Annotated in this window: 27 protein-coding genes and 1 tRNA gene; 20 read left to right on the top strand and 8 right to left on the bottom strand. The window is 69.4% G+C overall.

Annotated features, from left to right (window positions below; translation table 11 throughout):
* Positions 1 to 306: 306 nt before the first annotated feature.
* From ACRXBZ_RS40010 to ACRXBZ_RS40000, 3 genes are all read left to right on the top strand, one after another.
* Positions 307 to 720 carry a GGDEF domain-containing protein gene (locus tag ACRXBZ_RS40010; RefSeq protein ID WP_433883506.1) on the top strand — a complete coding sequence of 138 codons (414 nt, stop codon included), beginning with the start codon at positions 307 to 309 and terminating at the stop codon, positions 718 to 720.
* Between the two features lie 186 nt (positions 721 to 906).
* On the top strand, positions 907 to 1,842 hold the full coding sequence (locus ACRXBZ_RS40005; RefSeq protein WP_433883505.1) for an acyl-CoA desaturase: 936 nt from the start codon (positions 907 to 909) through the stop codon (positions 1,840 to 1,842).
* Positions 1,843 to 2,008: 166 nt separating this feature from the next.
* On the top strand, positions 2,009 to 2,401 hold the full coding sequence (locus ACRXBZ_RS40000) for a hypothetical protein (protein ID WP_433883504.1): 393 nt from the start codon (positions 2,009 to 2,011) through the stop codon (positions 2,399 to 2,401).
* Positions 2,402 to 2,437: 36 nt separating this feature from the next.
* Here ACRXBZ_RS40000 and ACRXBZ_RS39995 read toward each other — a convergent pair whose 3' ends face one another.
* Positions 2,438 to 2,674: a LapA family protein gene (locus ACRXBZ_RS39995; RefSeq protein ID WP_433883503.1), complete on the bottom strand. Its 237-nt coding sequence runs from the start codon at positions 2,672 to 2,674 to the stop codon at positions 2,438 to 2,440.
* 15 nt (positions 2,675 to 2,689) lie between these two features.
* A complete protein-coding gene (locus ACRXBZ_RS39990) occupies positions 2,690 to 3,295 on the bottom strand; it encodes an HdeD family acid-resistance protein (RefSeq protein ID WP_433883502.1) in 606 nt (201 codons plus the stop codon).
* Positions 3,296 to 3,509: 214 nt separating this feature from the next.
* On the opposite strand from ACRXBZ_RS39990, the gene ACRXBZ_RS39985 reads away from it, so the two are divergent.
* On the top strand, positions 3,510 to 3,722 hold the full coding sequence (locus tag ACRXBZ_RS39985; RefSeq protein ID WP_190813857.1) for a DUF2277 domain-containing protein: 213 nt from the start codon (positions 3,510 to 3,512) through the stop codon (positions 3,720 to 3,722).
* A gap of 40 nt (positions 3,723 to 3,762) precedes the next feature.
* Here the strand turns inward: ACRXBZ_RS39985 and ACRXBZ_RS39980 are convergent, their stop codons facing one another.
* Both ACRXBZ_RS39980 and ACRXBZ_RS39975 read right to left on the bottom strand, forming a co-directional pair.
* Complete coding sequence (locus ACRXBZ_RS39980; RefSeq protein WP_433883501.1) at positions 3,763 to 5,097, bottom strand: GntP family permease; 1,335 nt, start codon at positions 5,095 to 5,097, stop codon at positions 3,763 to 3,765.
* A 157-nt stretch (positions 5,098 to 5,254) separates the two neighbouring features.
* A complete protein-coding gene (locus ACRXBZ_RS39975) occupies positions 5,255 to 6,520 on the bottom strand; it encodes a cytochrome P450 (protein ID WP_433883500.1) in 1,266 nt (421 codons plus the stop codon).
* A 294-nt stretch (positions 6,521 to 6,814) separates the two neighbouring features.
* Between ACRXBZ_RS39975 and ACRXBZ_RS39970 the strand changes: the two genes are divergently transcribed.
* The gene (locus tag ACRXBZ_RS39970; protein WP_433883499.1) at positions 6,815 to 7,792 is read left to right on the top strand and encodes a sigma-70 family RNA polymerase sigma factor; all 978 of its coding nucleotides are present in this window, start codon (positions 6,815 to 6,817) and stop codon (positions 7,790 to 7,792) included.
* A gap of 7 nt (positions 7,793 to 7,799) precedes the next feature.
* Here the strand turns inward: ACRXBZ_RS39970 and ACRXBZ_RS39965 are convergent, their stop codons facing one another.
* A complete protein-coding gene (locus ACRXBZ_RS39965; protein WP_433883498.1) occupies positions 7,800 to 8,588 on the bottom strand; it encodes an alpha/beta fold hydrolase in 789 nt (262 codons plus the stop codon).
* Positions 8,589 to 8,711: 123 nt separating this feature from the next.
* Here ACRXBZ_RS39965 and ACRXBZ_RS39960 point away from each other — a divergent pair.
* From ACRXBZ_RS39960 to ACRXBZ_RS39940, 5 genes are all read left to right on the top strand, one after another.
* Positions 8,712 to 8,804: transfer RNA gene (locus ACRXBZ_RS39960), tRNA-Sec, on the top strand.
* 36 nt (positions 8,805 to 8,840) lie between these two features.
* Positions 8,841 to 9,842: a selenide, water dikinase SelD gene (gene selD, locus ACRXBZ_RS39955; protein WP_433883497.1), complete on the top strand. Its 1,002-nt coding sequence runs from the start codon at positions 8,841 to 8,843 to the stop codon at positions 9,840 to 9,842.
* A 295-nt stretch (positions 9,843 to 10,137) separates the two neighbouring features.
* A complete protein-coding gene (locus tag ACRXBZ_RS39950; protein ID WP_433883496.1) occupies positions 10,138 to 11,292 on the top strand; it encodes an LLM class flavin-dependent oxidoreductase in 1,155 nt (384 codons plus the stop codon).
* Entirely contained in the window at positions 11,289 to 12,656 is a 1,368-nt protein-coding gene (locus ACRXBZ_RS39945) for an NtaA/DmoA family FMN-dependent monooxygenase (RefSeq protein ID WP_433883495.1), read from the top strand. The genes ACRXBZ_RS39950 and ACRXBZ_RS39945 overlap by 4 nt, the downstream gene beginning before the upstream one ends.
* A gap of 25 nt (positions 12,657 to 12,681) precedes the next feature.
* Positions 12,682 to 13,821 (top strand): MsnO8 family LLM class oxidoreductase, encoded by a 1,140-nt coding sequence (locus tag ACRXBZ_RS39940; RefSeq protein ID WP_433883494.1) that lies wholly within the window; start codon positions 12,682 to 12,684, stop codon positions 13,819 to 13,821.
* Here the strand turns inward: ACRXBZ_RS39940 and ACRXBZ_RS39935 are convergent.
* Complete coding sequence (locus ACRXBZ_RS39935) at positions 13,818 to 14,561, bottom strand: SDR family oxidoreductase (RefSeq protein ID WP_433883493.1); 744 nt, start codon at positions 14,559 to 14,561, stop codon at positions 13,818 to 13,820. The genes ACRXBZ_RS39940 and ACRXBZ_RS39935 overlap by 4 nt on opposite strands.
* 117 nt (positions 14,562 to 14,678) lie before the next feature.
* Between ACRXBZ_RS39935 and ACRXBZ_RS39930 the strand changes: the two genes are divergently transcribed.
* The gene (locus ACRXBZ_RS39930) at positions 14,679 to 15,038 is read left to right on the top strand and encodes a hypothetical protein (RefSeq protein ID WP_433883492.1); all 360 of its coding nucleotides are present in this window, start codon (positions 14,679 to 14,681) and stop codon (positions 15,036 to 15,038) included.
* Between the two features lie 15 nt (positions 15,039 to 15,053).
* Here ACRXBZ_RS39930 and ACRXBZ_RS39925 read toward each other — a convergent pair whose 3' ends face one another.
* Together ACRXBZ_RS39925 and ACRXBZ_RS39920 are read right to left on the bottom strand one after the other, a co-directional pair.
* On the bottom strand, positions 15,054 to 16,406 hold the full coding sequence (locus ACRXBZ_RS39925) for an HNH endonuclease signature motif containing protein (protein WP_433883491.1): 1,353 nt from the start codon (positions 16,404 to 16,406) through the stop codon (positions 15,054 to 15,056).
* 56 nt (positions 16,407 to 16,462) lie between these two features.
* On the bottom strand, positions 16,463 to 16,681 hold the full coding sequence (locus ACRXBZ_RS39920; protein ID WP_433883490.1) for a hypothetical protein: 219 nt from the start codon (positions 16,679 to 16,681) through the stop codon (positions 16,463 to 16,465).
* A 943-nt stretch (positions 16,682 to 17,624) separates the two neighbouring features.
* On the opposite strand from ACRXBZ_RS39920, the gene qcrB reads away from it, so the two are divergent.
* The 9 genes from qcrB to ACRXBZ_RS39875 all read left to right on the top strand — a co-directional run bounded on the left by qcrB (position 17,625) and on the right by ACRXBZ_RS39875 (position 25,143).
* Positions 17,625 to 19,289, top strand: coding sequence for a cytochrome bc1 complex cytochrome b subunit (qcrB, locus tag ACRXBZ_RS39915; protein WP_433883489.1), 1,665 nt, complete (start codon positions 17,625 to 17,627; stop codon positions 19,287 to 19,289).
* Positions 19,290 to 19,325: 36 nt separating this feature from the next.
* The gene (locus tag ACRXBZ_RS39910; RefSeq protein WP_433883488.1) at positions 19,326 to 20,243 is read left to right on the top strand and encodes a ribonuclease Z; all 918 of its coding nucleotides are present in this window, start codon (positions 19,326 to 19,328) and stop codon (positions 20,241 to 20,243) included.
* 52 nt (positions 20,244 to 20,295) lie between these two features.
* The gene (locus ACRXBZ_RS39905) at positions 20,296 to 21,324 is read left to right on the top strand and encodes a CobW family GTP-binding protein (protein ID WP_433883487.1); all 1,029 of its coding nucleotides are present in this window, start codon (positions 20,296 to 20,298) and stop codon (positions 21,322 to 21,324) included.
* Between the two features lie 69 nt (positions 21,325 to 21,393).
* On the top strand, positions 21,394 to 22,236 hold the full coding sequence (locus ACRXBZ_RS39900) for an SAM-dependent methyltransferase (protein WP_433883486.1): 843 nt from the start codon (positions 21,394 to 21,396) through the stop codon (positions 22,234 to 22,236).
* Between the two features lie 86 nt (positions 22,237 to 22,322).
* A complete protein-coding gene (locus ACRXBZ_RS39895; protein WP_168588658.1) occupies positions 22,323 to 22,835 on the top strand; it encodes a mycothiol transferase in 513 nt (170 codons plus the stop codon).
* A 40-nt stretch (positions 22,836 to 22,875) separates the two neighbouring features.
* Positions 22,876 to 23,358: a DnaJ family domain-containing protein gene (locus ACRXBZ_RS39890; RefSeq protein ID WP_433883485.1), complete on the top strand. Its 483-nt coding sequence runs from the start codon at positions 22,876 to 22,878 to the stop codon at positions 23,356 to 23,358.
* 297 nt (positions 23,359 to 23,655) lie between these two features.
* Positions 23,656 to 24,219: a winged helix-turn-helix domain-containing protein gene (locus tag ACRXBZ_RS39885; protein WP_433883484.1), complete on the top strand. Its 564-nt coding sequence runs from the start codon at positions 23,656 to 23,658 to the stop codon at positions 24,217 to 24,219.
* Positions 24,220 to 24,275: 56 nt separating this feature from the next.
* Positions 24,276 to 24,554: a DUF6343 family protein gene (locus ACRXBZ_RS39880; RefSeq protein WP_433883483.1), complete on the top strand. Its 279-nt coding sequence runs from the start codon at positions 24,276 to 24,278 to the stop codon at positions 24,552 to 24,554.
* Positions 24,555 to 24,690: 136 nt separating this feature from the next.
* The gene (locus tag ACRXBZ_RS39875) at positions 24,691 to 25,143 is read left to right on the top strand and encodes a MarR family winged helix-turn-helix transcriptional regulator (protein WP_433883482.1); all 453 of its coding nucleotides are present in this window, start codon (positions 24,691 to 24,693) and stop codon (positions 25,141 to 25,143) included.
* Positions 25,144 to 25,156 lie beyond the last annotated feature (13 nt).

Below are 25,156 nucleotides of genomic sequence, written 5' to 3'. Positions count from 1 at the left end.
TAGTCTGAACGCAGCGCGGTGGCACAGAACAGCAGGTCACCGGGTTGCGTGGCTGCGAGGATGAGGCAGTGCGGGAGAACGATCCGTTGATGGCGGGGCTGGTCCCCGAGCCGGACCGGCACGTCCGGATGTTGCTGGAGTCCGGCCGCCCGAACGCCGCCGGCCTCGCCTTCAGGCGGCTGGTCGCCGACGGGGCCAACCACGTCGATGACCGGTGGGACTCCAGCGTCGTGCTCGTGCACCGGGCCTACCTGGCGTGGCGGCTGGATCGGATTCCGCTCGCCCTCGACCTCGTCGCCGAGGGGTATGGACGTCGACAACTTCAAGAAGATCAACGACGCCGCGGGCCACACCGCAGGCGACGCCGTCTTGCAGGAGGTGGCCCTGCTGCTGCGGCGCGAGTGCCGCTCCGACGACCTCGTCTGCCGATGGGCGGGCGACGAGTTCCTGGTACTGCTCGCCGACCGGGAACAGGCTCCTGGCCCCGGCGGCCCGGAGCTGGCCGAGCGCATCCGCGCCGCTGTGGAGACCCACGACTGGACGCCGCAGGTGGGCCCGAGAACCCGACCGCCGACCATCAGCGTCGGCGTGGCCATCGGCCCCACCCAATTCGACCCCCTATTCGCCGCCGCCGACCGAGCCCTCTACCGGGCGAAGCACGCCGGCCGCAACCGGGTCGAGGTCGAAAGCAACCAGGCTTTTCCTCCAGCACAGACCTGACCGCACGTTCATGAGGGGATCCGGCAGCAGTGTCTCGACACCAAGCTCTTCACCCGCGTTCACCAATGCTTGCCGAGCGGTTCGTTGCTCTTCGTGCCCCTTGCCGGTTGTGTGGTGGGTGAACGGCTGCCTCCCGGTCGGTGGTGGCAGAGCTTCCGACTAGGCGGATTCGAGGTTTCTGCTGCGATGGTCGCCAGCGACGTGTCCAAGTCGAATCCCCAACCGCTGCTGGCCGGGCGCAGGCCACTGGCCCCGCACCTGTCGGTCTACGCGTTCATCCTCGTGCCGTTCCTGGCCTTGATCGCGGCTGTGCCGCTGGTGTGGGGGTGGGGCTTGCGCTGGTGGGATGCGCTGCTCGCCGCCGGCTGGTACGTGTTCACCATTCTCGGCGTGACGGTCGGCTACCACCGCTACTTCACGCACGGCGCGTTCCGCGCCAAGCGCTCGATGCGCATCGCACTCGCGGTCGCGGGCAGCATGGCGGTCCAGGGACCGATCCTGCACTGGGTCGCAGATCATCGCAGGCACCACGCGTTCGCCGACCGGGAGGGCGATCCGCACTCGCCGTGGGCGTTTGGCACGTCCCCCGTCGCGTTGGCGCGGGGGTTCTGGCACGCGCACATGGGCTGGATCTTCGACCGGGATCTGACGAATCAGCAGCGGTTCGCGCCCGATCTGCTGGCCGACCCCGACATCCGGCTGGTGCATCGGTTGTTCGGGCCGCTGACCGTGGCCACGTTCGCGCTGCCCGCGTTGTGCGGCGGCTTGATCACCGGCACCTGGTGGGGTGCCGCGACGTCCTTCTTCTGGGCCGGGTTGGTCCGCGTCGCCTTCCTGCACCACGTGACCTGGTCGGTGAACTCGATCTGCCACATGTTCGGGGAGCGCCCGTTCCGCAGCCGCGACAAGGCGGCCAACTTCTGGCCGCTCGCCCTGCTGAGCATGGGCGAGTCGTGGCACAACCTGCACCACGCCGACCCGACCTGCGCTCGGCATGGCGTCCGGCCTGGCCAGATCGACATCTCCGCGCGGCTGATCCGGATCTTCGAGAAGCTCGGTTGGGTCACCCACGTCCGTTGGCCAACGGCCCGGCGCCTCGCCCGGTTGTCCGTCGACGACTGAGACAACGTCCAGGACCGCCGGAGTCCTGCGCACGAGAGTCGGTCAGCGAAATCGGGTACTTCAGCGTTACCGCGCCTTCCTGCGCCACCGGGCAGCGAAGCCTCCGAACAGGGCTTCCCCGCTCCGCAGCCGCTGGAGTCGCCACTCAGCCGAGGAGGCATTTCCCATGCCCGAACACGAACATCCCCTGGAAGCGCTGCACCGCGGGCGGGATGCTGTGGCGGAGTCCGTGAGCCTGCAGGCCAGGACCCCGCAGCCGTCCTTGAACGAACTCCACGCCTTCGGCTCGGCAATCGTGGGCACGCTCGCCGAGCTCAGCCAACTGAGCTCCGTGCTGGCCGAACAGGTTGGGCGCTTCGACGAACAGGATGTGGAGCGGGCCAAGACCAGCAATCACCCCGGTGACAAGCTGAGGCTCGCCGGAACCCACCTGGCCACGCTCAGCGCCGAGTTGGCCGTGGCAGTCACGGACGCCACCCGGTACTGGACCGCGATTGAAAGCGTGCACCTGCACACCTCGGGCGACCTCAGACCACGACGCCAACCCGAGGCGCAGTGATCGAAGCACCGCGACGCCGGGCCCGCCAGCTCCCCTTCATTTCCGGGGACGGGACACCAAGAGCCCGGCGACGATCCCGACGACCAGCATCACGGCCAGCGCCGTCCACATCGGCATCGTGACCAACGGCACGAAGATCCTGATCTCGACAGCTTGCCGGTTCTCGAGCACGAGCACCACTGCCGCCACGACAAGCACCAAGCTCGTGATGGCGCGGGGGGACGCCCAATGATGCGTCCTGTCCGGTGAATGCTGGCTCCTCTGACTGCTCATGGCGAACTCCTGCTGCTACGCGGGTGCTGGACCCGCCTGCGCTGCGGCTGCCGCTGCTGCATGCGGCCGTACTCTAACTGCTCGGACAGCGGCGACAACCCCGTACACCACCAGCCAGATGCCGAGGATGTAGGTCAGGGTCACCAGCCCGAGGCCGGGGTAGGCCAGCAAGGCGATACCGGCGAGCACGCTAAGCAGCCCGGACGCGATCGCCCATCCCCGCGCCGGAACGCCCGCAGCGACGATGGCGTGCAAGGTTTCGACAACACCGCTGATCGTCCAGAACAGACCCAGCGCAAGCGGGAACAGCGCGACGGAGGCAACAGGCGACCTCAGCACCACCACACCAGCGATGATCGCCAGCACGGCAAGCAGAACCAGGGCGAAGCGGTTCTCCTGGTGCGCGCTCACGGCCTTGACGAACCAGAAGATCCCGCCGACCAACAACTGCACTCCGACAATGATCGCCAAAGCCACGACCGCCGGCCCTGGCCACACCAGCACTAGAATTCCGGCGATCGCGGTCAGGACCCCGAAGGTCAGCAGCCAACCCCAGGACTGCCCGAGCCGGGCCAGCGGTTCAGCGGCAGTCGTAGCGGGCTGCGCATGGGCGTTCGGCATGACCACCTCACAAGAGGCTCGTCGGGTTCGGCCTCCTCAGATTGCGCGGCCCCACGGTGCCTCCCCAGGGTCCAACGGCCTCAGCCTTCGGCCCGGCCGCCGGGCCTTCCGGACGGGACATCGCCGCTAACATGACCGGGACAGCACCCGAGCCGTCTCGGTCCGCAGCTCATCGACCTGGTACGAGCTGGGGAAATCCAACCAGGGAATGTTCATGTGCCGCAGCATCAAGACGCTCCGCCCGCCCTACGCCGATGACGTCACCGACGGTGACATCCGGGCGGCCGCATTGCAGTACGTCCGCAAGATCTCGGGGTTCCGCGCGCCCGCCGCGCACAACGCGGCCGCTTTCGAGCAGGCGGTGGACGAGATCGAGAAGGCCACGGCCACCCTACTGGCGTCGCTGGAGGTCCGCGGCTCTCGGTAACTTCGCCGCATGAGCACCGTCTTCACGAGCGTCCCGCGGTTCAGAAAGCCAGGGCCATGACCTGGATCGGGATCATCGCGATGATCGAGGCGGCCGAGACCGTCAGCGTTACCGACTTCAGGGTCCCTCGAGTCGTTTGCGGCAGCAGGGTTTGCAGCAGCCAGAACGTGTTGCTGGTGGCGTGGATGACGAACAGCGAACCCGCGCCCGCCGCCAGGGCGACGAAGACCGGGTCTATGCCCAGCAGCGGCATGACTGGGCCCAGCACCCCGGCGGCGGTGATCGAGGCGAGTGTCACCGAGCCGATCGCGATGTGCAGCACCGCGGCCACCAACCACACCAGCAGCAGCGGGACGACCGTGCTGGTGGAGAAGTAGCCCTTCAGCAGTTCACCCAGGCCCACGTCCTTGACCGTCTGCGCCAGCGAGCCGCCGACACCCGTGAGGATGAGGATTTGGCCGCTCTCGTGGAAACCGCGCTTGAACGCCGCCGCGGTCTGCTCGGCCGGGAGCTTCCAACGCGCGAGGACCACCGCCCCGACCAGGCCGATGAGCAGGGCGATCACCGGGTCGCCGAGGAAGTCGACCCACGGCGAGGAGAACCCGGCCATCTCCGCGATGGCACCGAAGGCGATCAGTGCCAGCGCGAGCAGCAGCGGAGCCAGCAGCAGGGGCAGCGGCGGCAGCTCGCGCGACCGCTCCTCCTCGGCGACCTCCGCGACCGGCAAGTCCTCGGTCTCGTCCAGCTTCGGGTTCCACAAGCCGCGCTTGGCCAGCGCCGTGAACAGCGCCAGCGTGGCGACGATGGTGAAGACCGCCGTGACGAGGCCGAAGATGAACATCTTGCCGAACGACAGGTTCAGCACCCCGGCCAGGGCGACCGCCCCGACACCGGGCAGCACGAACACCAGGCCGACCTCGATGCCCAGCGCCATCGCCGCGCACATCCGCGCCGCGCCGTACGGGCCGATCTGCCGGGACAGCCGGCCGGCCAGCGGCGCGGTGATCACCAGCAGCACGTCCGCGAAGATCGACTGCAGGACGGTGCCGACGGTGGCGCCGAAGGTGTAGGGCAGGGACCGCGGGCCGAAGGTCCGCACGAGCAGGTCGACGAGCTTCTCGATCGCGCCGAGGGAGGCCATCAGCGAGCCGAGCAGCACGCCGAACGCGATCAGCAGGCCGACCTCGGTCATCAGGTCGCCGAAGCCGGTGGTGATGGACTTGATGGTCTGCTCGGGGCCCAGTCTCGAGACCAGCCCCAGGTAGATCGCGCCGAGGACGAGCGCGATGGCCGGGCTGATCTTGGCCCGGAGGATGAGCACGACGACGCCGACGATGGTGATCGCGGCGTTGGCGAAGACAACGATGTCCGACATCTTTCGAGTCCGATTCCGTCGGGGCCGACACGAGCCGACTCCTGGAGGTCAGCGGCGAGCAGCGTACCGCCGCAGCATCCGTCGCTTCGCCGCCACGCTCGGCGGCTGCGACGCCCGGTGCTGGAGGAACTGAACTGCCCTCGACAGCTAGGCGCGCCTACTTCAGGTGGACGGGCAGGGATTCCAGCCCGTAGACGATCGAAGCCTTCCGGAAGGCCAGCTCCTCGGGGGCAATCGCCAGGCGCATGTCCGGGAAACGCCGCACCAGGGCGGGATAGGCCTCGCGGAGCTCCAACCGGCCGAGCTCCGCGCCAACGCAGCGGTGGATGCCGTAGCCGAAGGCCAGGTGCGAGGTGGCAGGACGCGTGGGATCGAGCCGCTCGAGGTCCGACCCGAGCTCGTCATCCCGGTTCGCGCCGGCCAGCGAGCACACCACGACGTCGCCTCGCGAGATCTTCACCCCGCCGATCTCCACGTCCTCTCGTGCGAAGCGCGGGAAAGCGACCTGGACGACGGTGAGGTGGCGCAGCAGTTCCTCGACGAAACCGGCGACGGCGGCATCGTCATGGACCATCGCCAAATGGTCCGGGTTCTGCAGCATGACCAGAGCTCCCAGCGAGAGCATGCTGGCCGTGGTCTCGAACCCGCCGGTGAGCACCCCGTCCGCGAGCTCCGCCAGCTCACGATCGGTGACGTCCTCGCCGTGCTCCTTGATGAGGGCGCCCAGCAGGCCGTCGCCCGGGCTCTCGCGCTGTTCCTTGACGACCCGGTGCAGGTACTCCAACGACTGCGACATCGCGCCGAGCGACGCGGCGACGCCGTCGAACAGGTCGAACCGCGCCACGCTCAGCTGCTGGAACTCCGCGCGGTCCACGTGCGGCACACCGAGCAGTTCGCAGATCACCAGCGACGGGATGGGCATCGCGAACTCCCGCACCAGGTCGACCGGCCCGTCCGCCGCTGCCATCGAGTCCAGCCGCTCGCCGACGATCGCCTGGATCTCCGGCCGCAACCGCTCCAACCGCCGCATCGTGAACTCCGGCGTCAGCATGCGGCGTAACCGGGTGTGGTCCGGCGGATCAGTGAAGCCGAGGCCACCGGGGTTGTCCTCCGCCTGGACGCCCGCGTTGCCGACGAGGTGCTTGAAGTCGTTGCTGAACGTGCCGGCGTCCCCGAGCACCGCCTTGGCCTCCCGATAGCCGGTGACCAGCCAGACGTTCAGCCCAAACGGCACCGGGAGCTTGGCGACCGGCTCCTGCTGGCGCTTGACGCCGAGTTCCGGCACCGGGTCCAGGCCGGTCCGGCGCAACGGCATCAACGCCGCGTCCGGCAACAACGCCAGCGCCCCGGTCCCTTTCCCGCGCAGGCGCGTGAGATACCGACGCACGAACCAGGACGAGATCCGAGATCGAAGACTTCCCACCGAGCTAACCCCTCGTACGGCATGTTCCGCCAACAAGACTTCGATTCATCCAAGCGGATGCGGATCTCCGGGATTCACTCGGCCCATGCCTGCGCCACCAGGCACGAGCCGCGACACGACCGTCCACATCAGACGGCGGCATCGGGATCGCGGTCCCGCGGCGGCTGGCTGGCCGGCGAATCGGACCGTCCTGTCGGTGGTATCCGATACTGTGCCCTTCGACACCCCATCTGCCGGTCGGCGCAGTCCGGGGCGTCCCGAAGCAGCAGCACAGGAAGCCGAAAGGGCGTAGTCATGGCCACCACCACGGTCACCGACGATTTCGTCGCGAAGGCCGACCCGTACCGGCGGGAACTGCTGGCGCACTGCTACCGGATGCTCGGCTCGCTGCACGACGCCGAGGACCTCGTGCAGGAGACCTACCTGCGCGCCTGGCGGGGCTACGACCGGTTCGAGGGCCGGTCGTCGCTGCGCACCTGGCTCTACCGGATCGCCACCACCACTTGCTTGACGGCGCTGGAGAACCGGAAGCGCCGACCGCTGCCGACCGGCCTGGGCGGTCCCAGCGACCCGTCCCGCGACAAGCTGGTTGAGCTGCCCGAGGTGCCGTGGCTGGAGCCCATACCGGACACCATGATCACCGACGACCACACGGACCCGGCGGCGATCGTCAGCACGCGGGAGAGCACCCGGTTGGCCTTCATCGCCGCCCTGCAGCACCTGCCCGCCCGGCAGCGGGCGGTGCTGATCCTCCGCGACGTGCTGAAATGGAAGGCCGCCGAAGTGGCGGAAGCGCTCGGCACCAGCACCGCTGCGGTCAACAGCTCCCTGCAACGCGCCCGGGCGCAGCTGGACCAGGTCAAGCCGTCCGAGGACGACACCCGCGAGCCGCTGACCGCCGAACAGCAGCAGATGCTGGAGCGCTACGTGGCGGCGTTCGAAGCCAAGGACATCTCCCGCATCGTGCAGTTGTTCACCGAGGACGCGATCTGGGAGATGCCGCCCTTCACCAACTGGGTGCGCGGCGCCGAGCAGATCGGCGTGCTGGTCGACCTCAAGTGCCCGGCCGGCCCGGACGACATGCGGCTGCTGCCGGCCCGGGCGAACGGCCAGGTCGCCTTCGGCGTCTACATGCGCCAGCCCGACGGCGTGTTCCGGCCGTTCCACCTGCAGGTGCTCGAATTCGACCGCGCGAAGGTCAAGCACGCCGTCACGTTCTTCGACGTCAGCCTGTTCCCCTCCTTCGGGCTGCCCGACACCTACCCGCAGTGAGCCGGATTCAGCGCAACGGATGCGCGGCGAGGAACCGCAGTACTACCCCGGACGCCTCGGCCTGCTTCTCCTCGAAGTACGCGTGGCGGGCTCCGTCGAGGTAGTGCACCTCAGCTCCGGGGATGCGCTCGGCGAGGATCGCCGCGTTCCGCGCCGGGCTGAAGATGTCGTCCGTGCCGTGCAGCACCAGCGTCGGCGCCGTCACGCGGTTCAGCTCCGCCCAGCTGTCGTGGCCGTTGCTGGCCCGCAGGTGCCCGCGCCGGGCGTGGTTGGGCATCCGGCCGCCGAGCACCACGTACGGGCCGGGATGGGTCCGCACCCATCCCGGCGTGTACATCAGGTCGATCAAGGCTTGGCGCGCCGCCTCGACCGACGGTTGCGCCAGGGATCGGGTGACCGCGGCATCCGGGTGGAGTCCGCGGGTGCCGCCGACCGAGGTGCAGCCCAGGACCAGCGCCCCGAGCCGGTCCGGGTGGTCGATGGCCACCCATTGCGCGACCTTGCCGCCCATCGAGGTGCCGTAGACGTGGGCCCGCGCGATGCCTAGTTCGTCGAGAACGCTGATCACATCGCCGGCGAAGCGGCGGACGTTGTACTCCGCGTCCTCGGGCTTGTCGCTCTCGCCGGTGCCGAGGTAGTCCAGCACGAACGTCTGGTGGTCGCCCTCGAAGTCGGCGTGGACGTTGTCCCACCAGTGGTGGGTGTTCGCCTGCCCGCTCAACAGCACCAGCGGTTCGCCGAAACCCCGCACCTGGTAATAGATCTCGGCTTGGTCAGCAGTCTTCGCGAACGGCACGCCGACATCCTACGACCGCCGACGCGGCACCAGCCCGGAAGTCGCCGAGCTCACAGACGTTCGTCCACAAAGGACTCCGTCCACCGGCAGGTGCGCTGTCGCACGCGGGGCTACAGTGGCGGCGGAGACGTATGGGCGCCTGGTGGCCCCCTCGGCCTTCAAAGCCGATGGCACCGAGCACCTCGGTGCGGCGGGTTCGATTCCCGTCCGTCTCCGCCTGTGGAGCCGGCTCCGACGTGCTGCAATGGGGGCATGACCGGGTCCAAACCGATTCGCCTCACCCAGTACGCGCACGGCGGCGGCTGCGCCTGCAAGATCCCGCCCGGCGAGCTGGAGTCGATCGTCAGCGCCCTGGCGCCCGCCGTCGAACGGCCGAACTCGGAGCTGATCGTCGGCCTGGAGACCGGTGACGACGCGGCCGTGGTGCGCGCCGACGGCGGACCCGCGATCGTGGCCACCACGGACTTCTTCACACCTGTCGTCGACGATCCCTACGACTGGGGCCGCATCGCCGCCGCCAACGCCCTGTCCGATGTGTACGCGATGGGCGGCACTCCGATCCTCGCGGTCAACCTCCTGGGCTGGCCGCGCGATGTGCTGCCGTTCGAGCTGGCCGCCGAGGTGCTGCGCGGCGGCTCCGATACCGCCGGGGCGGCGGGCTGCCACATCGGCGGTGGGCACAGCGTCGACGACCCCGAACCGAAGTACGGCCTGGCGGCCACCGGCCTCGTCGACCCCGATCGATTGCTGCGCAACGACACCGCGCGGCCGGGCCTGCCGCTGTCGCTGACGAAACCGCTGGGCCTCGGCGTACTCAACACCCGGCACAAGCGCACCGGGGAACGCTTCGAGCAGGCAATCGAGGCGATGACGACGCTCAACCGCGACGCCGCGGTCGCTGCGGCGCGGGCCGGGGTGGTGTGCGCGACCGACGTCACCGGGTTCGGTCTGCTGGGTCACCTGTTCAAGACCATGCGCGCGTCCGGGACCGCCGCCGAAATCGACGTCGCCGCCGTGCCGTATCTCGACGGCGCGCGGGACGCGGTGCGGGCCGGGTTCGTCAGCGGCGGCACCCGCCGGAACCTCGACTGGGTCCTCCCTCACCTCGATCCCGGTTCGACGTCGGGAGAAGACCTGCTGTTGCTCGCCGACGCCCAAACCTCGGGCGGTCTGCTCGTGGTCGGCGAGATCCCGGGCGCGCCGGTGATCGGCCGGGTGCTGCCCGCCGGTACCGCGACGATCTCGCTGCGCTGAGCATTTCCCGTCCACATCGTGGGCAGCCGGGGCGATCCGTTGACGCTTCCCCACACCGCTTCTAGCGTTCATGTCATGGCGCAGTCGGTGCAGTTGGTCACCAGGGACCATGTCGACCTCCTCCGGATCACCTCCGCCGTCTGTCCGCGGCACTGAGCTCCCGCAGCCCCGCACATCATCCCGGCCTCATTCGCCGGTCACCGTTCGCCGCCGGTTCCCGGCGTCGCTTCGCGAACGCTCCCCAAGCTGACGATCCACTGTGGATTCGTCGTCGCGCGGCAGGAAGGACCTGCAGATGGCACCACGACCGAACCTGCACCTCGCGGTGGCGCTGGACGGCGCTGGCTGGCATTCCGCCGCGTGGCGGGATGAATCGGCCCGCGCTGCCGAGCTCTTCACCGCCGGGTACTGGGTCGACGTCGTGCGGGAAGCCGAGCACGGCCTGCTCGACTTCGTCACGATCGAGGACTCGCTCGGCCCGCAGTCGACCCTCGTCGACGGCTCGGACGACCGGACCGACCAGGTGCGCGGGCGGCTCGACGCGGGCCTGATCGCCTCTCGCGTCGCGCCCCGCACCACGCACATCGGCCTCGTGCCCAGCGCCGTCGTCACGCACACCGAGCCGTTCCACATCTCCAAGGCGGTCGCCAGCCTGGACTACATCAGCGCCGGCCGCGCGGGTTGGCAGGTGCAGGTTTCGGACCGACGCACCGAGGCCGCGCACTTCGGCCGGCGCGAGGTCGACCCCGCGGAGCTCTTCGACGAGGCCGCCGACTACGTCGAGGTGGTCCGCCGGCTGTGGGACAGCTGGGAGGACGACGCGGAGATCCGCGACGTCGCGACCGGCAGGTTCATCGACCGCGAAAAGCTGCACTACATCGACTTCGCCGGGAAGTGGTTCGACGTCAAGGGGCCGTCGATCACGCCACGTCCGCCGCAGGGCCAGCCGCTGGTGACGGCCCTGGCCTCGGAGGCCGCCGCGCACCGGTTCGCCGCCCGCGCCGCAGACGTCGTCTTTACCACCCCGCACGACGCGGAGCAGGCGCGGATCAACACCGACCGAATCCGCGCCGACCAACCGGCTTCCGGACCCGGCCCGCACGTGTTCGGCGATCTGGTCGTGTTCCTTGGCGAACGCGCGGCCGAGCGGAAGGACCGGCTAGACGAGCTCGACGGTGCGGTGTACACATCGGACGCTCCGGTGTTCACCGGCACCGCGTCCGAACTAGCCGATCGGCTGCTCTCCTGGGCCGAGGCGGGGCTTTCCGGATTCCGGTTGCGGCCCGGCGCGATCCCGCACGACCTCACCGCGATCACCCGCGGCCTGGTCCCGGAGCTGCAACGACGCGGAGCCTTCCGCACCGCCTACGAGGCCGGCACGCTGCGCGGGTTGTTCGGCCTGCACCGGCCCGCCGGCCGCTATGCCGCCACCGCCGGAGGACACCTGTGAGCAAGCAGATTCACCTGGCCGCGCACTTCCCGGGCGTAAACAACACAACGGTATGGAGCGATCCGGCTTCGCTGAGCCAGATCGAGTTCTCCTCGTTCACGCACCTAGCTCGCACCGCCGAGCGCGGGAAGTTCGATTTCCTGTTCCTCGCCGAGGGATTGCGGCTGCGCGAACACGCCGGGAAGATCTACGACCTGGACGTGGTGGGCCGCCCGGACACCTTCACGGTACTCGCCGGGCTGGCCGCCGTCACCGAGCACCTCGGGCTGGCGGGCACCATCAACTCGACGTTCAACGAGCCGTACGAGGTGGCCCGGCAGTTCGCCAGCCTCGACCACCTCTCCGGCGGCCGGGCGGCCTGGAACGTCGTCACGTCATGGGATGCGTTCACCGGCGAGAACTTCCGGCGCGGCGGCTTCCTGCCGGAGGACCAGCGCTACGAACGCGCCGAGCGGTTCCTGCGCACCGCGTGGGAGCTCTTCGACTCCTGGCGCGGCGACGAGATCGTCGCCGACAAGGAGTCCGGGGTCTTCCTGAAAGACCCGCGGGCCGGCTCCTTCGCGCTCCGCGACGCGCACTTCGACATCGCGGGCCGCTTCAACGTGCCCCGCAGCCCACAGGGCCGACCGGTGATCTTCCAGGCAGGGGATTCCGACGCGGGCCGCGAGTTCGCCGCCTCGGCCGCCGACGCGATCTTCACCGGCCACGGAACCCTGGAGGCGGGCAAGGAGTTCTACGCGGACGTCAAGGACAGGCTTGTCCGGCACGGCCGGTCCCGCGGCGAGCTCCTGGTGTTCCCGGCGACGACCGTGGTGCTCGGAGACACCGACGCGGAAGCCCACGAACGCGCCGCGCACATCCGTCACCAGCAGGTCAGCGGCCAGACCGCCATCCGGTTCCTGGAACAGCTCTGGAACACCGACCTCGGCGGCTTCGACCCCGACGGACCGCTGCCCGAGTTCGATCCGGTGGTCGGCGCCGATGCGATCACCAAGGGGCGGGCCAGCTCCCGGCGCCACCGCGACCCGATCACCATCGCCCGGCGGTGGCGCGAACTCGCCGAGGCCAAGCAGCTGTCCATCCGGGAGCTGATCATCGAGGTCACCGCCCGGCAGTCGTTCATCGGCACGCCGGAGACCGTGGCCGAGACGATGAACCGGTGCGTGCAGGAAGACGCCTCCGACGGCTTCATCCTCGTCCCGCACCTCACCCCGGGCGGCCTCGACGAGTTCGTCGACACCGTCGTCCCGCTGCTGCAGGAACGGGGCGTGTACCGCACCGAGTACCCGGGCGCGACGCTGCGCGAGAACCTCGGGCTGCCGCCGCTGGCAGACCCCCACCGCAGCACGAAGACCGCCTCATGACCAGGTCGGCTTGGAGGTCGCACTGATGCCCACCCCGCTGTCCGTCCTCGACCTGTCGCCCGTCCCGTCCGGGCAGACCTCGGCCGACGCCTTGCGCAACACCATCGACCTCGCGCAGCGCACCGAACACCTCGGCTACCGCCGCTACTGGGTGGCCGAACACCACCTCATGCGCGGCGTCGCCTCCTCGGCGCCGGCGGTGCTGATCGCGCTGATCGCGGGCGCGACCAGCCGGATCCGGGTGGGTTCGGCGGCGGTGCTGCTGGGGCACCACCCACCGCTGGTGGTCGCCGAGCAGTTCGGCACGATCGCCCAGCTGCACCCGGGCCGCGTCGATCTTGGGCTCGGGCGCTCCGGCCTGCTGCGCGGCCGGGAGCTGGTGCGCCGGTTCGCCGGTCCCGCCGACGGGCCGGCGCCCGAGGCCAAGGTGGTGGACGGGCTGCTGATCCCGCCCAAGCCGCGCGGGCTGGCCAGATCGGAGCGGTTCGTGGCGCGCATCGAGGAGCAGCAACGGCTGCTCAGCACCGGCGAGCCCGCGGAATCGCCGCTGGACTACCGAGCCCAGGTCGAGCAGATCCTACGGTTCGTCGACGGTGGATTCCGGTCCGCCAGCGGCGAACCGCTGCACGCGCTGCCGGTCGAAGGTGCCGATCTCGACGTCTGGGTCCTCGGGTCCAGCGCCGGGCAGAGCTCGGCCGCGGCGGGTTCGCTGGGCCTTCCGTTCGCGGCGAACTACCACGTCAGCCCATCAACGGTGCTGGAGGCGGTCGCCGCCTACCGGGACGACTTCACCGCATCCGCGAAGCTGGCCCGCCCGCACGTCGTGGTGTCGGCGGACGTGGTGGTGGCCGACACCGACGAGCAGGCCCGGGAGCTCGCCGCCCCGTACGGGCCGGTGCACAGCATCCGCGCCGGGGAAGGCGCGAACCCGTACCCCAGCCCGGCCGAAGCAGCTGAGTTCCCGTGGACAGTCCAGGCGCGGGAAATTGTCGCCGACCGGCTGGACACGCAGATCGTGGGCTCGCCGGAGACGGTGGTGCGCAAGCTTGTGAGTTTGCGCGATGCCACCGCCGCCGACGAGCTCGTGATAACCACAGCCACCCACGACCATGCCGACCGGGTCCGCTCCTACGAACTGCTCGCCAAGTCCTGGCTGGCGTCCTAACCTCGTCCGATGAACGGCATCGCGGTAGCGGTGATGGTCAGGAACTGCACGTTCGTGTTCAGCGGCAGGCCCGCCATGTAGAGCACGGCGTCGGCGACGTGCCGGGCGTCGAAGGTCGGTTCGGGGCGAACCGAGCCGTCCGCCTGCACCGCGCCGGTGGCGATGCCCGAGGTCATCTCGGTGGCCGCGTTGCCGATGTCGATCTGTCCGCAGGCGATGCCGTAGGGCCGACCGTCCAGCGAGATCGACTTGGTCAGGCCGGTGATGGCGTGCTTGGTCGCGGTGTAGGCGACGCTGCGCGGCCGCGGGCTGTGCGCGGAGATGGAACCGTTGTTGAGGATCCGGCCGCCCTGCGGGTCCTGGTCCCGCATGATCCGGAAGGCGTGGTGCGCGCACAGGAACGAGCCGGTCAGGTTGGCCTGCACGACGTCCTGCCAGTCCGAATAGGACAGTTCGCCGACCGAACCGGCGGCGCCGAAGATGCCCGCGTTGTTGACCAGCAGGTCGACCCGGCCCCACGCGTCGCGCACGCCCTCGAACAGCGCGGCGGCCGACTCTGGGTCGCTGACGTCGGTCGGTGCCACTCGGGCGGCTGCGGAGCCCTGCGCGGTCTCTTCCAACGGCTCTGGCCGCCGGCCCGCCAGCGCCACCCGGTAGCCCGCGCCGAGCAGCGCCTGCGCGATCTCCTGCCCCACGCCGGATCCGGCCCCGGTCACCACTGCGACTCGCATGTCGCTCATCAGCCCTCCCGTCACGATTGCCAACGGGGTCATTGATACCTCACACAGCGACCGCGCCCGGATCCCTTCGGACGGTTGACGCGAGCCGCACCCGGGCACACCCATAACGTGCGCACTGTGCTTCTGAGGCCACCAGCTTCGCGGGCCGTCTGGTGCTACCCGGCGCTACTCTCCGCGCTCATCGCGCTGGCAGGCTGCGGCGAGCCGCCCGCGAATCCCCCGAACAGCGCGCCCGCGTCGCCGCCCGCCGCCCAGGTGGCGGGAACGGAGGTGACGTTGCGCGGCGAAGTGCGGACGGGGGTCGAACTCGGCTGCCTGGTCCTCAACACCAGTGACCGGGAGTACCTGCTGGTGCACCCACCGCCCGAGCTGCGTCCTGGTGTGATTGCAGTGGTCCGCGGCAGGATCGAGCCGGGCATGGTCACGACCTGCATGCAGGGAACCCCGCTGGTGGTGTCGGAAGCGCACACCGCTTGAGAGCGCCGAAGGGCGTCACGAATCGCCCGCCGGGCCCCGTGGCGCGGGGATGAGGTCCCGGAGGTACTCGCGGTGCTGGGCGGGTAGTGCTCTACCGCCTGGTCGTGGTGTTCGCTTTGGGTCCACTGTGGGCGGTGGGATGAACACCGGTCGCCCACCGCGCATGGTGATTTCCCATCGCTGGTTGTGCAGGGTCCGGTGGTGGTGACCGCAGAGCATCACCATGTTGCTCAGCTCGGTGGTTCCACCGTCGGCCCAGTGGGCGAGGTGGTGTGCTTCCGGGGTTCCCGGCGGCCGGTCGCACCTCGGGAACGCGCACACCCCGTCCCGCTGCAGCAACGCGGCACGGATCTGGGCGGGCGCGGTCCGCTTCGCCCGGCCCACGTCCAGCGGGAGCCCGTCCCCGTCGAGGACCATCGGCAACACCTCGGCATCGCAGGCGATCCGTCGGGCGTTCTCGGCGGTGATGGCCCGTTCGGTGTTGAGGGTCCCGGGCATACCGGTCTCGGCGGCGACGAACCCGAGCCCCTTCTTCAAATCCTCGAAATCGATAGAGATCGTCAGGTGCGGGCGCTGCCCACCCGTGCGCGGAACCCCGTCATGATCCAGCGCCAGGTCCAGGATCGCGGCGAACCCGTCGGCGTTGCGCTGCCCCACCGTGCGCGGGTCCTTCTCCCCCTCCACCTCCGGACGGGGAGCGGCCAGCGGCTGCATGAGCGCTGCGAACTTCGCGCCGGCCTCGCGGTCGAGGCGGGCTTTGACGACCGTCATCCCGTCCCGGGCAACGGTGTAGTGCAGCTCCCGTGACTCGTGCTGGTCTTCCTCGTCGTCGTAGGCGCCGTCCTGGTCCAGCAGATAGCGGATGCGCTCGGCAAGCTTCTCCAGCTCACGAGGCGTCATCATCCGCGCATACCCGGCCAGGGTTGATTCGACCTCACCGACCTGATGGCAGCGGGCATACTCCGGCAGGCGACGGACCCCGTCCACGATCACCCGCGCATGCTCCAACCCGATCGCACCCTCGGCCAAAGCCGCGGCGGTCTCGGGCAGGTCGGCGGGCATGACCTCGCCATACAAGCTCTGCCGGTCCTCAACATTGCGGGCGACCTTGACGCGGGTTTTCGCATCACGCGCATCGATGTTGAGCAGCCCCTGCAGCCACACCTGCGTCGACCGGAACCCCAACTCGGCATACACACCACGGTGGTCGGCTTCGGCGATGCACAGCAACTGCTCCATCATCAACACCCGCATCCCCTCCTCCAGTTCACGGATACGGGCGGCGAGTTCGGCATCCGTGCACGACACCGCCGACCGGGCACCAGCGGTGCCGACGGCCGGATCCTGGGTGTTCAACAGCGGTGTCATACCAAGTATTCTCCCGCATTAGCACACCAGTTCGCACGCCTTTTATGGTCACTTGATCAGGTGAAACACCCGCCCCAAAGCCCAAAAACCCAACCCGAGCGGAAGCGAAACCACCGGAAACCACGACACAGCAACAAAAACCAGGGCACGCCGAAGGCGACACCCCAGCACCATTCCACCTCACCACCAGCACGGCACCAGCACGGCACCAGCACCAGCACCAGCACCAGCACCAGCACCAGCACCAGCACCAGCACCAGCACCAGCACCAGCATGATTGTCGTGAGCGGTTTCGAGTGCTATAGCACCGAAAACCACGCACGGGCCACCTCGGAATGCAGCGATCACCACCGCTCCCACCCCCGGTACTCCGCCCCCCTGCAACGCAATAGCCCCACCCCGCCAGACCACTCCTGGCCATCCCCGTGACACAAAGCCGAAACAGGGGCTGCGGGACGGATGTCAAGCCGTTCACCCCCGAAGGGGCGGCCGAAGGCCGGGCTTGACCTCCGGCCCGCAGCCCCCACACTCCACCGACACGGGGATGGCCCACCCACAACAGAACGCCAAAAGTCCCAACCCCGAACCAAACCCACCAAACCCCACACATGCCGAAGCGATACGAACCGGGTACAACCCGCCCACACGAGCCACCAAACGGCCCTTCCCCATGACCTACCCCCAGGCCCTCCACCCCATGATCGACCCCTCCAGGCCCTCCATCCCAGGCCCTCCACCCCGGGCGCCCCCAGGCGCTCCCCCCAGGCGCTCCCCCCAGGACCTCCACGGCGGACCCGGAGATCGATCTCCAACCGCCGCTCCCCCAACCTCAACCACCACGCTCCCAACGTGGTGGTTGAGCAGGAACACCTGCGGTGAGCTTCTCCAGCGATGGCACGTCGAGTTCACGAATCCGGAATCAGCGGCGTACACGGGGGCGGGATCACTCCGCCGACCAGCTCGGACATACCACTCCTCTGCCTCCCGACAGAAGACGTAGGACGTAGGACGTAGGACGTCTACGCTGTCGGGTCTGACTGGAGATGACAAGTGCCGCCGGGCGGAGCGATCGGACGCCCATACGGCTGCCGGGGACCCACGGACGCAGTACGCTCGTAGCCGCGCAATGTCGTTTCGCCCAGCCATTCGGCGGGAGTTCGCGGAATCGGCAGCACAGGACCCCCGTCGGCGGCTCGGGACGCGGTGCCGGGAGCCGACATGAGCAGGTTGACGCAACCGACCAAGCCCGAAAGCAAGCTGTTCCGGAGGGTCCGCGACCAGGCGGACGAGGCGGACCAGCGATTCCGCCTGGCTCCCGGGTTGCGGCGGCAGATCAGCAAGGTCTTCCCGTCGAACTGGTCGTTCCTGCTCGGCGAGCTCGCGCTCTACAGCTTCATCATCCTGGTGCTCACCGGCACCTACCTCGCCTGGTTCTTCGACCCGTCGATGACCGAGGTGACCTACAACGGCGTCTTCAACAACCTGCGCGGCGTGACGATGTCGCGGGCGTTCGAGAGCACGCTCGACATTTCCTTCGACGTCCGCGGCGGGCTGTTCGCGCGCCAACTGCACCATTGGGCCGCGCTGATCTTCATGGCCTCGATCGTGGCGCACATGTTCCGGATCTTCTTCACCGGCGCGTTCCGCCGCCCGCGCGAGGTGAACTGGACCATCGGCATCCTGCTGTTCTTCCTGAGCATGTTCGAGGGCTTCATCGGCTACTCGCTGCCCGACGACCTGCTGTCCGGCACCGGGCTGCGGATCGCTTCCGGCATCGTGCTCTCGGTCCCGGTCATCGGCACCTGGCTGCAGTGGTTGCTCTTCGGCGGGGAATTCCCCGGAGCCGAGATCATCCCGCGGTTCTACCTGTTCCACGTGTTCCTGCTGCCCGGGCTCATCCTCGGCCTGGTGGCAGCGCACCTGGCGATCGTCTGGTACCAGAAGCACACCCAGTACCCCGGCACGAAGCGCACCGAGTCCAATGTGGAGGGCGTGCGGATCATGCCGGTGTTCGCGGTCAAGAGCACCGGGCTGTTCCTGATCATCACCGGCGTACTGGCGATCATGAGCGGCATCTTCCAGATCAACGCGATCTGGAACTTCGGCCCTTACGTGGCCTCGATGATCTCGGCGGCTTCCCAGCCCGACTGGTACATGATCTGGACCGACGGCATGGGGCGGTTGTGGCCGCCGTGGGAGGTCTACCTGGGCCCGTACATTATTCCGGCGGTGTTCTTCCCGCTCGTCGTCGGGCTGGGCCTGGTGTTCACCGTGGCGATCATCTACCCGTTCCTGGAGCGCAAGCTCAGCGGCGACACCGCGCACCACAACCTGCTGCAGCGACCGCGCGACGCGCCGGTGCGGACCGCGCTGGGCATGATGGCCATCACGTTCTTCCTGGTGGTGCTGCTGTCCGGGGCGAACGACATCATCGCCTTCCAGTTCGGGTTGTCGCTGAACATGACCACCTGGGCGGGCCGGATCGGCGTTCTGCTCGCGCCGCCGATCGCCTACTACGTGACCTACCGGATCTGCCTGGGCCTGCAACGCGCCGACCGCGAGGTCCTGGAGCACGGCGTGGAGACCGGCATCATCAAGCGCCTGCCGCACGGCGAGTTCATCGAGGTCCACCAGCCGCTCGGCCCCGTCGACGAACACGGCCACCCCGTGCCGTTGCCGTACCAGGCCACCCCGGTGCCGAAGAAGATGAACCAGCTCGGTGCCGCCGGCCGGTCGGTGCCGGGCAGTCTGCTGGTACCGGATCCGCGCGAGGAGACCGAATCGCTCGACGCCGCCCGCCGCCGGGAGGCCGAGGAGGGGCGCGCCGCTAGGGAGGCCGAGGTCGAGGTCCGTTCGGGCCGCCCGCAGGCGCCCGAACGGTGATCGGCGCTGCCCCGGCCGTTGCCGTAGGGTGCGCGCGTGTCCAATCGGGAACTGGTGGTGCTCGGCACGGCGAGCCAAGCGCCGACGCGGTCTCGCAACCACAACGGCTACCTGCTGCGCTGGGACGGCACCGGCTTCCTCTTCGACCCCGGCGAAGGCGTTCAGCGCCAGATGATCCACGCGGGTGTCAGCGCGCACGACATCGACCGGATCTGCATCAGCCACTTCCACGGCGACCACTGCCTGGGGGTGCCGGGAGTGGTCCAGCGGCTCTCGCTGGACCGGCTGCGGCGGCCGGTGCACGCGCACTACCCGGCCAGCGGCGCCGGTTTCTTCCGCAACCTGCGCTACGCGTCCGCGTTCGACGAGGTCGTCGACCTGCAGGAGCGGCCGATCGAGTGGGAGGGCACGATCGCCACCGGCCCGTTCGGCAGGCTGGAGGCGGTGCGGCTGGACCACCGCATCGAGACGTTCGGTTACCGGCTGGTGGAGCCGGACAGCCGGCGCATGGTGCCCGAGCGGTTGGCCGAGTTGGGAGTGCGCGGAGCCGCCATCGGGAAGCTCCAGCAGGAGCACACGCACCGCTTGGACGGCGGTCGCCTGGTGACGCTGGAGGAGGTCAGCGAGCCGCGCGCCGGGCAGCGGTTCGGGTTCGTGATGGACACCCGGCTGTGCGATGGCGTGTTCACCGTCGCCGACGGCGCCGATCTGCTGGTGATCGAGTCCACGTTCCTGGACGAGGACGCGCGGCTGGCCGACGAGTACCGCCATCTCACCGCCGCCCAGGCGGCCCGGGTCGCCGCCGAGTGCGGTGTGCGCTGCCTGGTGCTGACGCACTTCTCGCAACGCTACTCGGATCCGCAGCGCTTCCACGACGAGGCCGCGGCGGTCTTCGACGGCCCGGTGGTCGTGGCCGAAGACCTGCAGCGGGTCCCGGTGCCGCGGCGCCGTTGAGGCGTGCCGATATGCTGCCGGGCGGGCAGTCGTCGCGCGAAAGGCAGGTTCGTTGGTTCGGCAACCGATTCCCGTGGTCATCGTCGCGGGGTTCCTCGGAGCCGGGAAGACCAGCCTGCTGAACCACCTGCTGCGCAACCCGCAGGGCGCCCGGATCGGTGTCGTGGTCAACGACTTCGGGAAGATCAACATAGATGCGCTGAGCGTCGCGGGCCAGGTCGACTCCACCGTCTCGCTGGGCAACGGCTGCCTGTGCTGCGCCGTCGACGCCCGCGGGCTCGACCACCTGCTGGCCAAGCTCGCGCGGCCTAGCAGCGACATCGACGTGATCGTGATCGAGTCCAGCGGGCTGGCCGACCCGCGCGGCATGGTCCGGCTGCTGCTGAACAGCGCGAACCCCCGCCTCGGCTACGGCGGGCTGGTCGAGGTGGTCGACGCCGCGGAGTTCGACGCGACCCGGCGGCGGCACCCCGAGATCGACCAGCACCTGCGCTTCGCCGATCTAGTGCTGCTTAACAAGATCAACCGCGTCGACGAGTCCGACCAGCGGCGGTTGGCGGAACTGGTGCGCGGGCTCGCCGACGGAAAGCCGGTCTTGCCGACCGACCACGGCCGCGTCGACCCGACGCTGCTGTTCGAGCGCGAAGCGGGCCGCGAACGGCAGGACATCGCGCGCCAGATGTCCTTCGACGAACTGCTGGCCGAGCCTGCCGACGACTGCCGCGAGCACCTGCACGCCGCGTACGAGAGTGTGGAGTTCACGGCCGACAGCCCGGTGGATCCGCGAGCGCTGATTCGGTTCCTGGACGACCGCCCGGCCGGGATCTACCGGATGAAGGGGCAGGTCCACTTCGGCGCGCCGGGACGCGGGCAGAAGTTCACCCTGCACACCGTCGGCGACTTCCTGCGCTTCTACCGCACGCGGTGGCGCCGGGACGAGCCGCGGCGGACCCAGCTCGTGGTGATCGGCTCCGGCCTCGACCGGGACCGGGTGCGCAGCGGCCTGACCGCCTGCCTGGGCGAACCGGACCGGTCCGACGAGCACAGCATGCTGGACGTGCTGAAGTACACGCGCTCCTGAGACCTTGCGGAAGCGCGCTCGCGCGGGCAGCCTACGGACGATCAAGACGCGACACTGGGAGGGGCTGCCATGCAGGGCTATCCGGGGCAGGATCCCGCCCAGGCGGAGTTGTTCGCGAGCCTGGCCGGGGTAGACCGCAGCCGCGCCAATCCGGCCCGCATGTACGACTACTACCTGGGTGGGGCGCACAACTTCGCCACGGACCGCGAGGCCGCCGACCGGGTGCTGGCGGTGCTGCCCGAGACCCGCACCTTCGCCCAGGAGAACCGGGCGTTCCTGCAGCGCGCGGTGCGGAACCTGGTCGAAGAGGCGGGCATCAGCCAGTTCCTCGACCTCGGTTCCGGCATCCCGACCGTCGGCAACGTGCATGAAATCGCCCAGCTCCTGGACCCCGCGGCGCGCGTCGTCTACGTCGACCACGAGCCGGTGGCGGTCGCCCAGTCGCAGCGGATGCTCGCGGGCAACGACCTGGCCACCATCATCCGCGCGGACCTTCGGCACCCGGACCTCGTGCTGGGCCACCCCGACGCCCGGCGGTTGCTTGACTTCTCCCGGCCGGTGGCGGTGCTGATGATCTCCGTGTTCCCGTTCATCCCGGATGCCGACGACCCGCCCGGGATCATCGCCGGCTACCGGCGGGCGTGCGCGCCCGGCAGCTACCTGGCGCTGTCGCACAGCCTGACGCCGGAGTACTGGCCTGGCGAGGTCGCGGAGGCCATCGAGCTATACCAGTCCAGCACCCACCCGTTGCACCTGCGCAACCCGGCGCAGGTCGCCACCCTGTTCGACGGCTACGAGATGGTCGAGCCGGGCCTGGTGTTCACCTCGGCTTGGCGGCCCGACCGGCCGGTCACCGGCGAGCAGGCGCTGGAGAGCCGCGCGGTGGCCGGGGTGGGCGTGCTGCCCGGGTAGCGTCCACTGTGGATCAGCTGCCGGATCCCGGCGGCGGTCGTACCGTGGCGCAGACCGGTTCCGACTCGCCGACAGGAGCGTGCCGAATGTCCAGCGCCGAGGTGCTCGTCGATGCGTTCAGCCGAATCCGCGAAGTGGTGCACGAGACCGTCTCGGGCCTGGCTCCCGACCAGCTGGCGTACCGGGGCGATCCGGAAGCCAACTCCATCGCCTGGCTGGTGTGGCACCTGACCCGGGTGCAGGACGACCACGTCTCGGACGTCGCCGAGGTGGAGCAGGTCTGGACCGCGCAGGACTGGCTGGGGCGCTTCGGGTTGCCGTTCACGCACGAGGACATCGGTTACGGCCACGACCCCAACGAGGTCGGCGAGGTGCGCGTCGACTCCGGTGAGCTGCTGACCGGCTACCACGACGCCGTCCACGCGCAGACGGTGGCCTTCGTCTCGGAGCTGACCGACGACGACCTCGCCGAGGTCGTGGACGCCGGGTGGACTCCCCCGGTCACCCTCGGTGTGCGGCTGGTGAGCGTGATCGCCGACGACCTCCAGCACGCCGGCCAGGCCGCCTTCATCCGCGGCATCGTCGAACGCACCGGATAGCCGGTGGCACCGGGGCAGCGTGGTGGCGGACAATCGCGGCATGACCGAGCGCAAGCCACCCGGTGTCACGTTCGACTCATGGATCGACAAGCAGATCCGCACCGCCCAGGAGCGCGGTGACTTCGACGACCTGCCCGGCGCGGGTAAGCCGTTGCCCGGCGCGGGCGCACCGCTCGACGACCATTGGTGGGTCAAGGAGTACATCCGCCGCGAGGGGCTGTCCGGCGATGCCCTGCTGCCCGCCCCGCTGCAGGTGCGCAAGGAGGTCGAGCGGTTGCCCGAAACCGTTCGCGACCTGACCACCGAGCAGGAGGTCCGCGACGTGGCAGCGGACCTGAACCGCCGCATCGTCGAATACCTCCGCGCACCGACCGGACCGCAGGTCGCCGTCGGACCGGTGAACGTCGATGACGTGGTGGCCCGGTGGCGCGCCGACCGGCCCGATCCGCAGCGGCGCCCAGCATCCGCGCCGAACGAGCCCGTACCGCGGAAAACGCATTGGTGGCAACGCTTCCGCCGCTGATCCGGCCAGCCGTTTCCCACCTTTTGAACGGCTTTGACGGAAGTTGTCGACGGTGCTTTGATCAATGTCATGACGCCGGGACCGCTGCTCGTGCAGCGCGCGCACATCGACCTGTTGTGGGTCGCTTCCGCGGCTTGTCCGCGCGCTTGATCTCCCCTGCCCGGCGTTGCCCCGCTGCTCGTCCGAGCCGCCTGCCGCCGGGTTGCCCTCGCCTCGCCGGTGACCTGCCGCCGAGGTGCTGTTGTTCGCATCGGTGTCGGTGGACCCCGGCATCGCGATGAGACGGAGAACTGTGCCATGTCGCTGGAAGCTGCTTTCCGGGAGCCGGTGGGTCCGGAGTCCCCGGAGGCGCGTCCGCTGGGGGACGGTGCGGTGATCGAGGTGACCGCCCGGTTCGTCGTCCCGCAACGAGATCTCGCCACGCTGGAAAGCGATTTCGCCCGGAAACTGCGCGCCTTGGTGGAGGTTCCCAGCCAGTCCACTGTTGAGATACAGACCAGGCCGGAGGTGCCGCGGTTGCGGTCGCTGCCCGCTCCGACGGAGCCCGCCCTGCGCATCCTGGTCGCCCCGCGCAGGGTGGTACGGGCCGACGGGACGAACATCGACTTCACCCGGCTGGAGTTCGACCTGCTGCTGTTCCTGTGCGAGAACCCTGGGCGGGTGCACCGGCGCGGCTCGCTGCTCAACGCCGTCTGGCACCTGAACAGCACGCCGAGCACCCGCACGGTGGACGTGCACGTCCGCCGGATCCGCAGCAAGCTCGGGCCGGACCTGGACCTGATCACCACGGTTCGCGGGGTCGGCTACCGGATGGACCGCCTCTCGGACGTCCACATCGAGCCCGACCCCTACGCGTCCTGAGACCGCGCCAGCTTCCGGGCGGCTTGAGGCCGAGGCGAGGCGGGTAGCCGGGCGGCATGCCGAAGCGCAAGCGCGAGGACTACGAGCGAGGGCTGCCGGGCTACCACGACCCGATCGCCGGCTTCGCCGGAGCGCCCTACGCGCGCAGCGCCCTGACCCTGCGGCTCTGGCTGGCAGGATTCGGCCTGGTGTTCTGCACGGGTGCGGCCGTGCTGGTGTTCCTGTTCGTGCCGGAACTGGCGTGGCTGGGGTGGGCGCTGATCGTGCTGGCCGTGACCGCCCTCATCGACTTCGGCTGGGTCGCCCACCGCAAGCGCCGCGGCGAACCCGGCTGATCGGAGCCGCGTTACAGCTGGCGCGATGTCTCTAACCGCTCGCCCGATCGTCACGCCCGGGGCTCGCGGAGTGCCGGGGCTCACGTTCCCTACCTGGCGGAAAGACACCTCCGATAAACACAGCTATGCTGAATATATGAGTCGCGACTTTCCCGCTGCCGAAGACACCGCCGGGATCGCTCAGGCGGCCACCGAGGTCAGGACAGGCGTGATGCGCCTGGCGCGCCGGCTGCGCGCCGAGCGCGATCCCGGCGAGCTGACCCTGGGTCGTCTGGCGGTGCTGGGCCGTTTGGAGCGCGACGGTCCGGCGACCGCCAGCGCGCTGGCCGCTGCCGAGCGGGTCACCCCGCAGTCCATGGCTCGAATGGTGCAGCACTTGATCGACGCCGAGCTGGCCGAGCGCGACCTCGACCCGGCCGACCGCCGGGCCGCCATCATCCGGATCACGGAGGCGGGCCGTCGCACGGTCCGGCAGGACCGGGGCAAGCGCGAGGCGTGGTTGGCCCAGGCGATGACCGGGCTGACCGACGTCGAACGGGAGCTGCTGGTGCTCGCGGCCAGGCTGCTGGACCGGCTCGCCGAATCCTGACACCGGCTTCTAC

Source organism: Saccharopolyspora hattusasensis (assembly GCF_050972075.1).
GTDB lineage: Bacteria > Actinomycetota > Actinomycetes > Mycobacteriales > Pseudonocardiaceae > Saccharopolyspora > Saccharopolyspora hattusasensis.
The sequence above is the reverse complement of the archived record's forward strand: the minus strand, read 5'-3'. Positions and strand labels throughout refer to the sequence as shown.

Coding starts and splice junctions, on each gene's coding strand:
- ACRXBZ_RS39895 (WP_168588658.1), top strand. CDS start 22,323: ATGTCCAGCGCCGAGGTGCTCGTCGATGCGTTCAGCCGAATCCGCGAA.
- ACRXBZ_RS39935 (WP_433883493.1), bottom strand. CDS start 14,561: ATGAGCGACATGCGAGTCGCAGTGGTGACCGGGGCCGGATCCGGCGTG.
- ACRXBZ_RS39890 (WP_433883485.1), top strand. CDS start 22,876: ATGACCGAGCGCAAGCCACCCGGTGTCACGTTCGACTCATGGATCGAC.
- ACRXBZ_RS39885 (WP_433883484.1), top strand. CDS start 23,656: ATGTCGCTGGAAGCTGCTTTCCGGGAGCCGGTGGGTCCGGAGTCCCCG.
- qcrB (WP_433883489.1), top strand. CDS start 17,625: ATGAGCAGGTTGACGCAACCGACCAAGCCCGAAAGCAAGCTGTTCCGG.
- ACRXBZ_RS39920 (WP_433883490.1), bottom strand. CDS start 16,681: ATGCTGGTGCTGGTGCTGGTGCTGGTGCTGGTGCTGGTGCTGGTGCTG.
- selD (WP_433883497.1), top strand. CDS start 8,841: ATGACCGGGTCCAAACCGATTCGCCTCACCCAGTACGCGCACGGCGGC.
- ACRXBZ_RS39985 (WP_190813857.1), top strand. CDS start 3,510: ATGTGCCGCAGCATCAAGACGCTCCGCCCGCCCTACGCCGATGACGTC.
- ACRXBZ_RS39995 (WP_433883503.1), bottom strand. CDS start 2,674: ATGAGCAGTCAGAGGAGCCAGCATTCACCGGACAGGACGCATCATTGG.
- ACRXBZ_RS39940 (WP_433883494.1), top strand. CDS start 12,682: ATGCCCACCCCGCTGTCCGTCCTCGACCTGTCGCCCGTCCCGTCCGGG.
- ACRXBZ_RS39990 (WP_433883502.1), bottom strand. CDS start 3,295: ATGCCGAACGCCCATGCGCAGCCCGCTACGACTGCCGCTGAACCGCTG.
- ACRXBZ_RS39900 (WP_433883486.1), top strand. CDS start 21,394: ATGCAGGGCTATCCGGGGCAGGATCCCGCCCAGGCGGAGTTGTTCGCG.
- ACRXBZ_RS40010 (WP_433883506.1), top strand. CDS start 307: ATGGACGTCGACAACTTCAAGAAGATCAACGACGCCGCGGGCCACACC.
- ACRXBZ_RS39970 (WP_433883499.1), top strand. CDS start 6,815: ATGGCCACCACCACGGTCACCGACGATTTCGTCGCGAAGGCCGACCCG.
- ACRXBZ_RS39875 (WP_433883482.1), top strand. CDS start 24,691: ATGAGTCGCGACTTTCCCGCTGCCGAAGACACCGCCGGGATCGCTCAG.
- ACRXBZ_RS39880 (WP_433883483.1), top strand. CDS start 24,276: ATGCCGAAGCGCAAGCGCGAGGACTACGAGCGAGGGCTGCCGGGCTAC.
- ACRXBZ_RS39980 (WP_433883501.1), bottom strand. CDS start 5,097: ATGTCGGACATCGTTGTCTTCGCCAACGCCGCGATCACCATCGTCGGC.
- ACRXBZ_RS39950 (WP_433883496.1), top strand. CDS start 10,138: ATGGCACCACGACCGAACCTGCACCTCGCGGTGGCGCTGGACGGCGCT.
- ACRXBZ_RS39925 (WP_433883491.1), bottom strand. CDS start 16,406: ATGACACCGCTGTTGAACACCCAGGATCCGGCCGTCGGCACCGCTGGT.
- ACRXBZ_RS40000 (WP_433883504.1), top strand. CDS start 2,009: ATGCCCGAACACGAACATCCCCTGGAAGCGCTGCACCGCGGGCGGGAT.
- ACRXBZ_RS40005 (WP_433883505.1), top strand. CDS start 907: ATGGTCGCCAGCGACGTGTCCAAGTCGAATCCCCAACCGCTGCTGGCC.